The 15,110-nt window shown below is 36.8% G+C and carries 15 protein-coding genes; all 15 read left to right on the top strand.

Translation table 11 applies throughout. The features are described 5' to 3' along the window. Nucleotides 1-50: 50 nt before the first annotated feature. The 15 genes from C7377_RS06280 (at nt 51) to C7377_RS06350 (ending at nt 15,074) form a co-directional block, all read left to right on the top strand. On the top strand, nt 51-365 hold the full coding sequence (locus C7377_RS06280; RefSeq protein WP_116496484.1) for a DUF3467 domain-containing protein: 315 nt from the start codon (nt 51-53) through the stop codon (nt 363-365). A gap of 325 nt (nt 366-690) precedes the next feature. Further along, nucleotides 691-1,122: a division/cell wall cluster transcriptional repressor MraZ gene (locus C7377_RS06285; RefSeq protein WP_116496485.1), complete on the top strand. Its 432-nt coding sequence runs from the start codon at nt 691-693 to the stop codon at nt 1,120-1,122. Beyond that, nucleotides 1,122-2,018: a 16S rRNA (cytosine(1402)-N(4))-methyltransferase RsmH gene (gene rsmH, locus C7377_RS06290; RefSeq protein WP_116496486.1), complete on the top strand. Its 897-nt coding sequence runs from the start codon at nt 1,122-1,124 to the stop codon at nt 2,016-2,018. Before C7377_RS06285 ends, rsmH begins: the two co-directional genes overlap by 1 nt. A 1-nt stretch (nt 2,019) precedes the next feature. After that, on the top strand, nt 2,020-2,388 hold the full coding sequence (locus C7377_RS06295) for an FtsL-like putative cell division protein (RefSeq protein ID WP_116496487.1): 369 nt from the start codon (nt 2,020-2,022) through the stop codon (nt 2,386-2,388). Further along, complete coding sequence (locus tag C7377_RS06300; RefSeq protein WP_116496488.1) at nt 2,385-4,439, top strand: penicillin-binding protein; 2,055 nt, start codon at nt 2,385-2,387, stop codon at nt 4,437-4,439. Before C7377_RS06295 ends, C7377_RS06300 begins: the two co-directional genes overlap by 4 nt. Next, on the top strand, nt 4,436-5,884 hold the full coding sequence (locus C7377_RS06305) for a UDP-N-acetylmuramoyl-L-alanyl-D-glutamate--2,6-diaminopimelate ligase (protein ID WP_116496489.1): 1,449 nt from the start codon (nt 4,436-4,438) through the stop codon (nt 5,882-5,884). Before C7377_RS06300 ends, C7377_RS06305 begins: the two co-directional genes overlap by 4 nt. A 2-nt stretch (nt 5,885-5,886) precedes the next feature. Beyond that, complete coding sequence (mraY, locus tag C7377_RS06310) at nt 5,887-7,107, top strand: phospho-N-acetylmuramoyl-pentapeptide-transferase (protein WP_116496490.1); 1,221 nt, start codon at nt 5,887-5,889, stop codon at nt 7,105-7,107. A gap of 2 nt (nt 7,108-7,109) precedes the next feature. Next, nucleotides 7,110-7,622, top strand: coding sequence for a Mur ligase family protein (locus C7377_RS06315; RefSeq protein WP_116496491.1), 513 nt, complete (start codon nt 7,110-7,112; stop codon nt 7,620-7,622). Nucleotides 7,623-7,626: 4 nt separating this feature from the next. After that, a complete protein-coding gene (locus C7377_RS06320) occupies nt 7,627-8,889 on the top strand; it encodes an FtsW/RodA/SpoVE family cell cycle protein (protein ID WP_116496492.1) in 1,263 nt (420 codons plus the stop codon). Nucleotides 8,890-8,914: 25 nt separating this feature from the next. Beyond that, nucleotides 8,915-10,015 (top strand): undecaprenyldiphospho-muramoylpentapeptide beta-N-acetylglucosaminyltransferase, encoded by a 1,101-nt coding sequence (gene murG, locus C7377_RS06325; RefSeq protein ID WP_116496493.1) that lies wholly within the window; start codon nt 8,915-8,917, stop codon nt 10,013-10,015. A 2-nt stretch (nt 10,016-10,017) separates the two neighbouring features. Beyond that, nucleotides 10,018-10,776 (top strand): cell division protein FtsQ/DivIB, encoded by a 759-nt coding sequence (locus C7377_RS06330; RefSeq protein ID WP_116496494.1) that lies wholly within the window; start codon nt 10,018-10,020, stop codon nt 10,774-10,776. After that, nucleotides 10,763-11,995 (top strand): cell division protein FtsA, encoded by a 1,233-nt coding sequence (gene ftsA / locus C7377_RS06335; RefSeq protein WP_116496495.1) that lies wholly within the window; start codon nt 10,763-10,765, stop codon nt 11,993-11,995. Before C7377_RS06330 ends, ftsA begins: the two co-directional genes overlap by 14 nt. Before the next feature lie 12 nt (nt 11,996-12,007). Beyond that, nucleotides 12,008-13,360, top strand: a complete 1,353-nt coding sequence (ftsZ, locus tag C7377_RS06340) for a cell division protein FtsZ (RefSeq protein ID WP_116496496.1) — start codon at nt 12,008-12,010, stop codon at nt 13,358-13,360. 11 nt (nt 13,361-13,371) lie between these two features. Then, on the top strand, nt 13,372-14,619 hold the full coding sequence (gene ftsZ, locus C7377_RS06345) for a cell division protein FtsZ (protein ID WP_116496497.1): 1,248 nt from the start codon (nt 13,372-13,374) through the stop codon (nt 14,617-14,619). A gap of 8 nt (nt 14,620-14,627) precedes the next feature. Beyond that, the gene (locus C7377_RS06350; RefSeq protein ID WP_116496498.1) at nt 14,628-15,074 is read left to right on the top strand and encodes a GatB/YqeY domain-containing protein; all 447 of its coding nucleotides are present in this window, start codon (nt 14,628-14,630) and stop codon (nt 15,072-15,074) included. Nucleotides 15,075-15,110: the final 36 nt, after the last annotated feature.

The raw sequence follows: 15,110 nt of genomic DNA on the forward strand, positions 1-15,110 counted from the left end.
AGTCCTTTTTTTTATAAAAATATGTATCTTTGAGAATAAAACTTAAAAAGATGGACGATAAAAAGAATAACCAATTAGACATAGAATTAAATCAGGAAGTAGCACAAGGAACTTATGCAAACTTAGCAGTGATAACTCATTCTTCATCAGAGTTTGTACTAGATTTTGTGCGTATGATGCCAGGATTGCCGAAAGCTGAAGTAAAATCACGTGTTATTGTAACGCCTGAACATGCAAAGCGCTTGTTAGCTACCTTACAAGATAATGTGATCAAATATGAAAAAATGTATGGTGAGATTAAAGAAAACAAGCAGGAGAAATTGCATAAAATGCCTCTTAATTTTGGACCATTAGGAGAAGCATAAATTTACTTTACTTAAATAAATTTTTTAAGAGAAATGAAGCAGTGCTTTATCTCTCTTTCTATTATCCTCTTTTTTAATATAGGTTTTAAACTCCGCTAATCATCAACAGAAAACTATCACATCCTTCCCAAAATCACAAAAAAACCATCTTAAATTTCTTACAACGATGCATTCATAAGTCTCAGAGCTTATTAGTAATAGTTTAATAATGAATAGATAAGACTAAAATCTGTAAAAGTTATCAACAAAGTGGGAGAAAATCCCAAAAAGTGGGAGATTTTTGAAAATTATCAATATCTTTACAAACGAAAAGTAAATTTATTGCATGTTTATAGGTGATTATACAGGAAAAGTTGATGCTAAAGGCAGAATGATTATCCCATCGCAGTTTCGCAAAAATTGTAATGAAGGGGAAACTTTTGTTGTAAAACAAAGCATTTACGATAAATCACTAGACCTATTTCCAGCAGAAGCATGGAAAGAAGAAGTAGCACGTTTTACAGAAAAATTGAATAGGTATAATCGGTATCATGATAAACTCATAAGAGAATATTATCGTGGTACTGCTGAGGTTAGCCTAGATAGCTCGGGAAGAATTCTACTTTCCCAAAGACTGCTAGACTATGCAGGAATTATCAAAGAGGTTGTTGTTGCTGGTGTAGGTGAAAAGATTGTGATTTGGGACAAGCAAAGCTATGATGCCACTGAAATGACACAAGAAGAATTTGAAGATTTAATCGCTAAAGAATTGGGCTGATGACCGAAAAATACCACATACCCGTATTATTGGAGGAAAGCATGGATGCTTTGAAAATCCATGATAGGGGAGTCTATGTGGATTTGACTTTTGGCGGCGGAGGACATACTCGAGAGATTTTACGAAGAGGTGCCGCTGAGGTTATTTGTTTTGATCAAGATGTAGATGCTAAAAGTAACCTCGTTGATGATGAAAGAATCACTTTTGTTCAGCATAATTTTAGGTATCTAAAATATTTCCTTCGGTATTTGCAGAAAAATCAAGTTGATGGTGTATTGGCAGACTTAGGTGTATCTTCTCATGAATTTGACGAAGCAGGTCGTGGTTTTTCTTTTCGTTTTGATAGCCCTTTGGATATGCGCATGAATCAAGATGGCTTGTTGACTGCTTATGACGTGGTTAATACCTATTCTGAACAACAGTTAGCAACAATTTTAAAGGAATATGGAGAGTTGAAGAATGCCAAACAGCTCAGTAGAATTATTGTGAGCGCTAGGAGTTCTTCAGAAATAAAGACAACAGCAAAGCTCGCTGATATTGTTGCCGGAAAGATTCCTGAGTTCAAACGTGCTTCTTTTCTGGCTAAGGTTTTTCAAGCTATTCGTATTGAAGTGAATGATGAATTAGGAGCTTTACGAGATGTATTGATGCAAATGCCAGAAGTGATAAAGCCCGGAGGTAGATTAGTAGTGATTTCATATCACTCATTGGAAGATAGGTTGGTTAAAAGGTTTATGCAAACAGGCAATGTTGCAGGTGATTTAGAGAAAGATTTCTATGGAAACGTTATTAAGGATTTCAAAACAATAGGTAAAATTCAGTCACCTTCAGAAGAAGAAATAGCAGAGAATTCGAGAGCACGTAGTGCAAAACTAAGAGTTGCAGAAAGAGTATAGTATGAAACAAAAGGAATTTATAACAGCAAAGCAAGAGCAACGTGAAGCTGAAAAGTTCTCTTGGAATGATCTGATGAGTGGAGATTTTTTAACAAGCTCTCTAGTCGTAAAGCAATTGCCATTCATTTTTTTTATTGTTTGTTTAATGATGCTTTACATTGCTAATCAACATAAGTACAAAAAAACACACAAAGAGTTTGGTGCAGTAAAGAAAGAAGTTGCTGTATTACGATTTAAGTCGATGGAGCTCCGTGCAGAATTAATGAAATACAGTAGACAATCACAGGTGCTGGAGCGGATTGAAAGCAAAAATTTAGGCTTGGAACTATCCTCTGAGCCACCTTTAGTTTTAGAAGAAAATAATGAATGAGTATTAAGAGAGACATAGTTAGAAATGTGCGCATCTTTTGGGCAATTTTAGCATTTTTTGCTTTGCTCATAGTCGGTCGTATCGTTCAGCTTCAAATGACGCCAGTTAGCGAGATTGGAGCCGTAGCTGTGGAGGTTTATACCACTAAAAAGAAGTTTGCTGCACCTCGCGGAGAGATTTATGCTAAAAATGGATACTTACTTGCTTGTTCTCTTACTTTCTTTGATTTGAGAATGGATTTAGGAGCAGAAGCGATTACGGATAGTATTTTTAGTGCTAACGTGGATTCGTTAGCATTGTGTTTAGCTCGTTTATTTAAGGACAAGAATCAAAACGCCTATCTAAGAGAATTAAAATCTGCAAGAAGAAATAACGAACGCTATCACTATTTAGGCAATAGGAAGATTAATTATATGGAAGCGGAAAAAGTAAAACGCTTTCCAATTTTAAGAAGAGGGAAATATAAAGGAGGACTTATTTTAGAGCAAGAAATATTGCGTCATAGACCTTTTGGTATGCTAGGAGAACGTACTCTAGGTAAGTTGGAAACCAATGCAAAAGGCGTAAAAGTAGGTGCACTGGGTTTAGAACATGCCTATGAAAGTGAGCTGAAAGGGGTTGAGGGGGTTAGAGAATGGCGAATAGCTCCACGCAATAGAATGGATTTTATCGTTAAAGAAGCTGTTGAAGGAAATGATATCATTACAACAATAGATGTGGATATGCAAGATCTGGCAGAAAGTGCGTTGATGGAGCAACTAGAACAGTTTAAAGCACATCATGGTACTGTAACGGTGATGGAAGTTTCCACAGGAGAAATCAAAGCAATTGCCAATTTAGAAATTGCTTCAGATGGGAATTATTATGAACGCAGAAATCATGCTATTGCTGATGCTGTTGAGCCTGGATCTGTTTTTAAACTTCCATCAATGATAGCTTTATTAGAAGATGGTGTAGTGAAATTGACGGATTCTATCAACACAGGAAATGGTGCTCGTCGGTTTTATGGAGCTACTATGCGTGATTATCATGCTGTGGGTAAAATTACAGTTCAGGAAGTCTTTGAAAAATCCTCTAATGTAGGAACTTCTATGTTGGTACATGCAGCGTATAAAGATAATCCCCAGAGATATATAGACCGTTTATATGATTTGCATTTAGGAGAACCTCTGAATTTGAAGATTAAAGGAGAGGGACGTCCGTATATAAAAGATACTAAATCGTCAGCATGGTGGAGTACTTCACTGCCATGGATGTCGGTAGGATACGAAGTGAATGTGACTCCTTTACATATGTTGACGTTATATAATGCAATCGCTAATAATGGTAAGATGGTAAAACCACGTCTAGTATATGCCATTAAGCGAAATGGTAAAATGATAAGAGATTTTTCTAAACCTATTGTTATTGACAATAACATTTGTTCAGAAGAAACGGTGAAAAAGTTGCATATAATGCTGGAAGGTGTTGTGGAGCGTGGAACAGCACGAAATATAAGAGATAGTCGTTATAAAATTGCTGGAAAAACAGGTACTGCACATATTGCAAAAGTTGGTGGTGGATATGATAACCAAAATTATCGAGCTACGTTTATAGGTTATTTCCCTGCCGATAATCCCAAATATTCTTGTGCAGTTGTTATTGATAAACCCGATAGAAGCATTGGTCGTTTTGGTGGTAGTGTAGCCGGACCTGTATTTAAAAAAATATCAGACGCCTTGTATGCTAAAGGAATGCTTACTGAAAAAAAGCCTTTAGAATCTGTTCTTGATTCTACGAGACACCGATTAATGTTGTTGCCTGGTATAAATGAAAGCACAGCATTAGGTAAAGTGATAGGTGAGGAGTTTTTACAAGAAAATTCTCCTATTAAAAACAGTGAAAGTTTGATGCCCAATGTTGTAGGGATGACACTAACTGATGCAGTTTTTTTATTGGAAAGTAAAGGTTTAAAAGTAAAGGTGCAGGGAAGTGGACTAATAACCAATCAATCCCTGAAGCCGGGAACTAAAATTGTGAAGGGAACACAAGTAAATATTTATTTATCATGAAAACATTAGCTGGGCTCATAAAGAATTGTGATGTGAAAAAATATCAAGGAGACTTGGATGTAAAGGTTTCGAGTGTTTGTTTCGATAGCCGAAATGTACAAGAGGGTACTCTCTATGTTGCACAACGTGGTACACAAGTAGATGGACATCAATTCATTTCGAAAGCAATTCGTTCAGGAGCGACATGTGTAGTTTGTGAAACCATGCCTCAAACTATCTATGATAATGTTACTTATGTTTTGGTTGAGAATACTGCAAGGGCTCTAGGACAGATAGCAAGTTTGTTTTATGATGAACCATCAAAAGAGTTGAAGTTAGTAGGTGTTACAGGAACTAATGGAAAGACGTCAATAGTGACACTTTTGTATAAAATGTTTAATAAATTGGGCTATAAAGTTGGTTTACTTTCTACGATTGCTAACTATGTGGGAGAGAAGGAGCATAAAGCAACTCACACTACGCCCGATGCTGTTCAACTCAATGTATTGTTGAGAGACATGGTAAATGAAGGATGTGAATATTGCTTCATGGAGGTGAGTTCGCATGCTTTAGTTCAACATCGAGTAGCCGGTGTTCACTTTATTGGCGGTATTTTTACGAATCTTACCCACGATCACTTAGATTATCATGAGACTTTTAAATCGTACCTAACTGCCAAAAAATCTTTTTTTGATAAGCTCCCTAAAGATAGTTTTGCGCTTACCAATATAGATGATAGAAATGGCGAAGTAATGCTTCAGAATACGAAAGCGAAACAGTATGCTTATGCGGCAAAGTCCTTAGGCGACTTTAATGTGAAAATTCTTGAAAGACACTTCGATACTACTCTCATGGAATTTAATGGGACAGAAGTTTGGACACAGTTCATAGGTGATTTTAACGCCTATAATTTATTAGCAGTATATGCAACAGCTTGTTTATTAGATATTCCAGAACAAAGTACTTTAGTTGCACTAAGCACTTTAGAACCTGTAGCTGGTCGTCTTGATACTTATGTCTCAGGCAGTGGTATTACTGCCGTTGTGGACTATGCACATACACCTGATGCTTTAGAAAATGTTTTGAAAACGCTGAAAGGGATTGTAGATGACGGGCAAATTATCACGGTAGTGGGTGCTGGAGGGAACAGGGATAAAACGAAGCGCCCAAAGATGGCACGCATAGCTTGCGAATACAGTAACCGAGTGATTTTAACATCTGACAATCCTCGTAATGAACAGCCAGAAAGCATTATTGAAGATATGTTTAACGGTGTTCCTGAAGAACAAAAACTAGCGACACTTTGTGTTACGAATAGGAGAGAAGCGATAAAAATGGCAGCATTATTAGCTGTAAAAGGTGATCTGATTCTGATTGCCGGCAAAGGACATGAAACATATCAAGAGGTTGAAGATAAGCGTAACTATTTTAATGATAAAGAAGAAATAAAACAAATACTGAACTAGCTATGTTATACTATTTATTCAGATATCTTAATGAATTAGACGTTCCCGGTGCTGGAATGTTTGATTACATTTCATTTCGTGCAGCTATGGCATTGCTATTCGCTCTGATGATAGGAACCCTTTTTGGAAAAAAAATCATTAGAATGTTGCAACGCCAGCAAATTGGAGAAGAAATACGTGATTTGGGATTGGAAGGGCAGATGCAAAAAAAAGGTACCCCTACCATGGGTGGTCTCATTATAGTGTTGTCAATATTGATTCCAGTACTGCTTTTTACGAAATTAGATAACATCTATATTATTTTGATGGTAATAACGACAGTTTGGCTCGGTGCATTAGGTTTTCTTGATGATTATATCAAAGTGGTAAGAAAAGATAAAAGCGGTCTTTCCGGAAAGTTTAAAGTTGTTGGTCAGATCGGTCTTGGACTCATAGTCGGGCTCACTTTCTTTATGAGTAATGACATTGTTGTACGAGAACAACTACCCACGGAAATACAAAGTAGTGTGGGGAAATCTAGCCAAACTACAACGATAGATGTAAAAAGTACAAAAACAACCATTCCCTTTGTTAAAAATAATGAATTAGATTATTCGAAAATTGTTTCTTTTGCAGGTGAATATCAAGAAATATTGACTTGGATACTTTTTGTTTTCATTGTTATTTTTATAGTAACAGCAGTTTCCAATGGAGCCAATATGACTGATGGATTAGATGGTTTAGCTACCGGATCGTCTGCAATTATTGGAAGCACTCTACTCGTTTTTGCCTATGTTTCCGGTAACTTCATCTATGCGAATTATCTGAATATAATGTTTATACCTCACACTGGTGAGTTAGTGGTCTTTATGGCAGCCTTCGTAGGTGCTATGATAGGTTTTCTTTGGTATAATGCCTATCCTGCTCAAGTGTTTATGGGGGATACAGGGAGTTTGACCATTGGTGGAATCATTGCAGTCTTTGCAATTATGATTCGCAAAGAATTACTTATCCCAATACTTTGTGGTATTTTCTTGATAGAAAATCTCTCTGTGATCATGCAAGTTTCCTATTTTAAATACACTAAAAAGAAGTTTGGTGAGGGAAGGCGTATTTTTAAAATGTCTCCATTGCATCATCATTTTCAGGTACAAGGATTTCCAGAGCCCAAAATAGTAACTCGCTTTTGGATTGTTGGAATCTTTCTAGCGGTACTCACAGTTATTACCTTAAAAATGCGTTAAATATGATGATTAAAGAAAAAAATATAAATAATCCATTCATCAATTTAGTTAATTATAAGATGATGGCAGCCAAAGAGGCACAATATGCAGAACAATTTGCTGACATGAAGAATGAGCCCAAGCGATTAGAATATTTTCTATCCCTGCGAGGGATTAATTTTATAGATGATACCAAAGCTCAGAGTATTAATGCAATTTGGTATTCTTTGGAAAGCATGCATTGTCCGGTTACGCTTATTGCTAAAGATATAGATGATTTACAAGAATTGCTAAAATTAAAACAACTTTTGATGCTAAAAGTTAAAGGAATTGTTTTTTTGACTCCAAAGAGAAAATACATCAAATTGTTACGTCCTATGGTCGGCGCTATACATTTTTCCAAAACTATGGATGAGGCTGTAAGTTGGGCATATAAAAATACGGAAAGCGATGATGCTGTGCTGTTTTGTGCGGGAGTAAAAGTTGATGTGGATAAAGAAAGCAGAATTTTTCAAGAGGCTGTGAGAAAGTTATAATCGTATGAAAGAAAACTTAGGAAATATATTTCAGAATATACGAGATCGTATAAAAAAAAGTGATAGGGGACTCTGGTATTCCACCATAGTACTAGCTTTTGTTTCGATAGTGCTAATGTTTAGCACTACAGATACGTTAGGCGATCCTTGGAAGAATACTTTTGTGCAATTAGTGTTCTTCATTATTGCATTTTTAGTGATGGTAAGTTTACACTACATTCATTATAATCACATACGAAAGATTGCTACTTACGCCCCATTATTAATTTTGATTTTATTAATAAGTCTCACTTTTTTTGGAGTCACTATAAATGGTGCAAAGCGTTGGATTACTATTCCTTTCATTGGTTTTACTTTTCAGCCCTCTGAGTTGATTAAGATTCTATTAGTAATCTATGTTGCAAGAACCTTAGCTATTTTTCAAACAGCTAAAGGCTGTGATGATGTGGCATTTCGAAGAATCTTCACTGTGACTGCAATAGTTTTTGTTTGGATTGCGACGTCTAATGTTTCTACAGCCATCTTAATGGCACTTACCGTTTTCATTATGATGGCAGTTGGAAGGATTAGGACAAAATGGATTCTATCACTTTTCTTTGGTGCAATGGCTCTAGTTGCTGTAGTGGTTTTGATAGCTGTGAATACTGATTGGAGACCAAACATAGGACGGGTAACTACAGCCCTAAATAGAGTTGAACGATTCGTAGCACCCGAAAAGGCAGCTAATCGTGAAGCTGAAGAGTTTGCCAAGCTTAAAACACCAAGAGAACGGCAAATAGCTCTGGCTAGCAAGCAACGCAGGGAAGATGAAAAGAAACAAGTAGAAGCCGCCAAGGCTGCTATTGCCACAGGAGGTATAATTGGTAAGGGACCGGGTAACAGCAATGTGCGCTATGTCTTACCATTACCTTACTCAGATTATGTATTTGCGATTATTGTTGAAGAGTTAGGTTTACTCGCAGCATTTTTCTTAATATTTGCATACCTTGCAATGGTCTATCGTGCTGGAATGATTGCACAACGTTGTACTCGCACATTTCCCGCATTTTTAGTCATTGGGTTAACCACCATTATTGTATTGCAGGCCTTTATGAATATGGCAGTTGCAGTCAGCCTCATGCCAGTTACCGGACAGCCATTACCTTTTGTGAGTAAAGGAGGTACATCGTTACTCGTTACTGGGTTTTCAATCGGAATGATATTGAGTGTGACCTATTGGCTGAAACGGCAAGAAGAAGAGGAATTAGCAAAACATATTCAAGAGTAAATCATGACAATTAAATGAAAAAATTATGAGGGAGCCTAAAATAATCATAAGTGGAGGAGGTACAGGAGGACATATTTTTCCTGCTGTTGCTATTGCCAATGCTTTGAGAGAAGCCCTGCCAGATGCACAAATTCTTTTTGTTGGTGCCGAAGGAAAGATGGAGATGGAACGTGTACCCAAAGCGGAATATGATATTGTGGGCTTGCCAATTCGTGGTTTTCAACGCAGTAAACCTGTTACATTGCCTATAACTTTGTTTAAACTTCTTAAAAGCCTTCGTATGGCAAGGAAGTTATTGAAGAAAGAAAATCCAGCTGTGGTCGTAGGTGTAGGTGGTTATGCCAGTGCGGCTGTTCTCCATCAAGCGGCTAAAATGAAGATCCCAACTCTGATTCAAGAACAAAACTCATATCCGGGGATTACAAATAAACTACTTGCTAATAAAGCAAAGAAAATCTGTGTTGCTTATGATAATATGGAGCGATTTTTTCCAAAGGAGAAGCTTTTTTTTCTAGGCAATCCTATTCGTCAAGATTTATTAGATAAAAATATAGATAAAGTTGAAGCATTTAAATATTATGGGCTAGATAGTACAAAAAAGACTGTATTAGTCGTTGGTGGAAGTCTGGGAGCAAGAACTCTTAACGAGAGTTTGAAGAGAAATTTAGACTTTTTAGGAAAACAAAATTTCCAAATTATTTGGCAATCAGGTGCTTACTATTATGAGCAGTTGAAAGGACAGATTAATGATACTTGTCCATCAAATGTGCATTTATTTAAATTTTTAGATAGAATGGATTGGGCATACAGTGTTGCTGATATAGTAGTTTCACGTGCTGGAGCCCTAACTATTTCAGAATTAAGTGTTTTAGGGAAATCAACGATTCTTGTGCCTTCGCCTAACGTTACTGAAGATCATCAGACTAAAAATGCAATGGCGCTAGTGAAAAAAGAGGCAACCATATTGGTTAAGGATGAAGATGCAGAGCAAAATTTAGTACCGAAAGTAATACAGCTCATGAAGGCTGAAGAAAGGCGTAAGCAATTAGCTACACAAATATTGTATTTTGCCAAACCCAATGCCGCCAATGATATTGCAAATGAAGTCATTAAACTGATGAAGTAGGTATGAAGAGAAACCTAAAAAAAATATTATTATTTGGATTGCCATTAGTTTTACTTCTGGTGTATCTCGCTTTCGCCTTTTTTAGAATTGGACAAGAGGAGAAAGTGTTTAAAGCAAATGGTATTGTTGTGGAAATGACCAATCCTCAATTTAAGTTTGTTAATAAAAAAGAGATACTAAAGATTGCAGAAAAACAACTTGGAAATACTAAAGATGTAAAATTAGATAGCATTAATAAAAATAGCTTAGAATCAGCCATAAATAAAAATCCCTTTGTAGAAGATGCACAAGTATTTCGTTCTTCGGACAATGCTTGCAGGATTGAAATAACACAACGCAGTCCGGTATTGCGTGTATGGACAGATACAGCATCTTATTATTTGGATAAAGATGGTTACAAAATGCCTACGGGAACAAAATATGCTGCTTTAGTACATATGTACCGAGGAAATATCTCAGAGTCCTTTGCGCAAAAGGAATTATTACAATTTCAAGCCTATTTGGATGATCATTCTTTTTGGTCTGAAATGATTGATTATATTATGGTTAATTCTAAAGAAGAATTAACTTTGTATCTGAGGGCAAAATCAGGAAAAATCCATTTGGGTAAGCCTGATAATGTTGCTGAAAAGTTAGAAAAATTACTCCTTTTTATCAATAAGGTAGGCAAGTTTAATGGTTTGGAGACTTATGAAACCATTGACTTGCGATATGATAACCAAGTAGTAGTTAAAAAAAAGGAAGCTAATGCAACGAGATAGAGTAATATGTATAGATATAGGTTCCCACTCGATAAAAGCTGTAGTTGGAACAAAGTCATTTGAAGGGCATGAAATTATTGATGCAACTTTAGTGCCTGCACAAGGTGTTGCTTATGGGGTCGTCAATAATGTTGAAAAGTTTACTGCTAGTATTAAAACAGCATTGAAAAATGTAAAGGCAAAAGAGAACGACTTGATTATTGTTGGGGTGAGCAATTATTATGTAGAGAGCTTTAGGACGCCACAACAAAAGTTTATTGCTGAGGGAAAAAAAATTGACCATAATGATTTAGATGAGTTATATGAGAATGCTGAGAATGCCTATCTCAAAGTAGAATTGGTTATGCTTGATGTATTCTTACAGCACTATAATGTTGATGAAATAAAAGGAATCCAGAATCCTTTGGATATGGAAGGTATTAAGTTAGAAGGTATTTATAATATTTTCTCTTGTAGCAAAAAACTTATTTCTAATATAGAACAATGTGTAAATAATGCAGGCTTTGATGTCGCAGAGTTCATTTTCAGTCCTTATTATGCCTCTAAAGTGATTTTCACAGAAGAAGATAAGGAAACAGGCGTACTGGTTATAGATCTTGGTGCTGATGTTACTAGAATCTCCTTGTTTGTAGATGGCGCTATGTATGCATCCTTTGCCGTACCATTTGGCAGTCAAAGTGTCACCCAAGATATTAAGAGTAGCTATCCCGTAACGATGAAGCAAGCTGATGCCTTAAAAAAAGATTTTAGTCATGCCCTGGCTGACCTGGCTGAGGAAAATGCAGAGGTAAGTTTCTCTTCAGCAGATGCCTGGGGAGGTCGAAGTTTACGAGTTAGTCAATTATCAGCCGTCGTGCAATGTCGGTTAGATGAAATTTTCAGAGGAATAAGTTACCAGTTGCGCAAAATGGGATTAGATGATTTTGTAGAGTCAATCACTCTTGTAGGAGGCGGAGCGTTACAAAACTCAATGAAAGAATTTTTAGAAAAGAAATTTGAGGTTCCCGTTAGGGAAGCAAAGCTAAGAGAAGATGTATTTGTAGATAATAAAAATTTATCTGCTTTGTATTATGCCAATGCTTTGGGAATGCTACACTATATGATAGATGAGGAGATTGAAAAAGAAGCTAATAACCAGTCTGGGTTTTTTGAAAAAATATCTACAGGATTGCGTAGTTTATTTGGAAGTAGAGGCAGTGGTGATGATGCAAAAATGTAAAAATAAATAGAAATGGAGTTGCAAATAAACGAGGATTATAAAGAAGAATCTTCCCATAATATAATTAAGGTAGTTGGTATTGGTGGCGCTGGTAATAATGCCGTAAACGATATGTATGAGCGTAAGGTTGATGGCATCGATTATGTAGTTTGCAATACCGACATACAAGATTTAAACCATAGTCACGTACCGCATAAATTGCAAATAGGCGTCCGTCTCACAGAGGGATTGGGTGCCGGAAGTATCCCACAATCAGGGAAAGATGCTGCAGAGGAGAGTGAAGAAGCAATAAGGGAAATGTTAGGAGGAACTACTAAGATGGTTATCCTCACTGCAGGCATGGGTGGTGGCACAGGAACTGGAGCTACACCCGTTGTTGCTCGTATAGCTCAAGATATGGGACTCGTTGTAGTATCTATCGTTACTACACCGTTTGGTTTTGAACGCCAGCGATTGAAAGAAGCAGTTATTGGAATTGAAGTCTTAGAAGAAGTCTCTGATGCACTTTTAATCATCAATAATCAAAAACTGCAACGAATGTATGGTGACTTGTCATTTCCTGAAGCTTGTGGAAAAGCAAATGAAGTTTTGGTGATGGCAGCTAAGAGTATTTCTGAAATTGTTACAAAAACAGCCGAACAGAATATTGATTATGCTGACTTAGAGCGTATGCTTAGGGGAAGTGGAATGGCTGTCTTCGGAGTAGGAAGTGCTAAAGGAGGTGAGGATCGCGTCGGTGAGGCGATAAAAGCCGCTTTATACTCTCCACTTTTAGACAATTGTGATATTTCTGGAGCGAAAAGCTTATTAGTCAATATTGTATTAGGAGAGAAGCGATTATCTGTGCAAGAGCGCCGTAATGTAGGCGTCTATATGCGACGTATGGCGGGTAGCTATCATGAAATGAAGCATGGAACCCGTATCGATGAGAATTTAGCGTCAGATGAACTGGTTATTACAATTATTGCAACGAATTTCTCTGAAAATGAATTAGGCATAACGACCAGAACAGAAGAAGCTATTCCTGCGCACCCCATTGATGTAGAGCATGAGGAAGATAATGATTGGATGAAAGTAGAGGATGCTCATAAATTGGAAGAAAAAGCAAGAAGAAATCGTGAGCGTAAAGAAAAGCAACGCCAAGCTCGCTTAAAAGCTAAAGAAGAAGCAGAACGTAGAGCACGAGAAAAGGCATCAATCCCTAAACCAGAGATAGAACAAGAGATTGAGGAAGTAGGAGCTAAACGACCTGATCCAATTGAAAAATTGAAAAAGAAAAAAACATCAACGAAGAGAGGCGGTGGAATGCAACAACTGATAGACTTTTTCGGAGGTACTGATGTGAGAGATGATGTTGAGATGTAAACTTAATATTTATGGAACGTAGCGTTATTGATATGATTACAGATAAGCAACATGCTTCTATCATCAAGGTGGTGGGGGTTGGGAGTTTCGGTGTTCGTGCTCTAAATTATATGTACGAAAAAGGAATAAAAGGAGTTGACTTTTTTGTATGTAATACGGATATGCACGATCTCAACAAGAGTAAAGTTCCCGTTAAAATACCTATTGGTACCAAAACTCTTGAAGGCTTTGGTGCTGGAGGAGATCCTAAAAAAGGTGAACAAGCCGTCATTGAAGACCACGAGAAAATTGATGAGATTTTTGAGCAATATGCTAAAATGGTTTTTATTGCCGCAGGTATGGGGGGAGGCACCGGAACAGGTGCTGCTCCTATGATAGCTAAAATTGCCAAAGAAAGAGGATTGCTTACAATCGCAGTGCTTTCATTGCCACCTATTGATGAAGGTGAAGCACGTATGGAAGTGGCTCTAAATGGCATCAGAGAGGTAGCAAAGTACGCGGATTCAGTTTTGATTATCAATAATGAAAAAGTTTTTGAATTGGCTGATTCTGAAGACAACTTTTTTGAAGCTAAAGAAAGTGTCTATAGAGTGTTAAATACAGCCGTAAAAGGCATTTCTGAATTAATCACCGTACATGGACATATCAACCTAGATTTTGCTGACGTGCGTACAGTTACCTTAAATTCTGGAGTTGCTGTTATGGGTGCTGCAACTACCTCGGGTCCAGATAGAGCCTTAGAAGCAATAAAAAAGGCATTAACCTCGCCACTGCTAATGAGTAGTGATGTACGTAAAGCAAAACAGATTCTTTTGAATATATCATTCAATCCATCGCCAGAACATGCTATTAAATTAACAGAATTGGATTATATTGCTAATTATGTAGATAGTGCAATTGGTGAAGATGCAAATATTATCACAGGAGTGAATTATGATGAAAGTCTAAACGACCAAGTATCTGTAACGATTATTGCAACAGGTTTTGAATTGGAAGGTGTTTTAGACAAACGCTACTTGTCAGTGAATGTAAATCCGTTTGGCTCTGTAGCAACACCAACAGCCAAAGCTGATAAAGATGATACTGGAAAAGTGCCTATTTTTGAAGGAGAAAGGGTGTGGGTGACTCCTTCATTAACAGAGGCGCAGATTTTGGAACTCACAAAAGAGCCAGCACACAAAAGAACACAGTCTAAGATTTTTTCAAAAAGACGTTTTAATGGTCCGGTCAAGAAATATGAATTAAAAGAAAAAGAATAATAAAAACAATGGCATTAATTGAAACAATCAACTCAGATATAAAGCAAGCCATGCTTGCAAAAGAAACAGATAAATTAAAAGCACTTCGAGCAATAAAGGCAGCTCTTCTTTTAGAGCAGACTAAAGGAGAAAATAAAGAGATTAGAGAAGAAGATGAGATAAGAATGCTCCAAAAGTTGGTGAAACAACGGAAAGATTCTGCTACTATATATAAGCAAAACGGCAGAGAAGAAGCGGCTAATGAAGAATTGGAAGAGGCTAGCTACATAGAAGCTTACCTTCCCAAACAACTAAGTGCTAACGAACTAGAAGATGCAATAAAAGATGTGATCACAAAAGTTGGAGCCACATCTATGGCTGATATGGGTAAGGTAATGGGAGTCGCTTCTAAGACTTTAGCTGGTAAAGCAGAGGGTAGGGCTATTGCTGATACTGTAAAGAAATTATTGTCTTAAAAAATTTTCTCATTGTTTATGCTATTTTTGTAAAAA

It is taken from the genome of Balneicella halophila (assembly GCF_003096835.1).
Classification (GTDB): Bacteria; Bacteroidota; Bacteroidia; order Bacteroidales; family Balneicellaceae; genus Balneicella; species Balneicella halophila.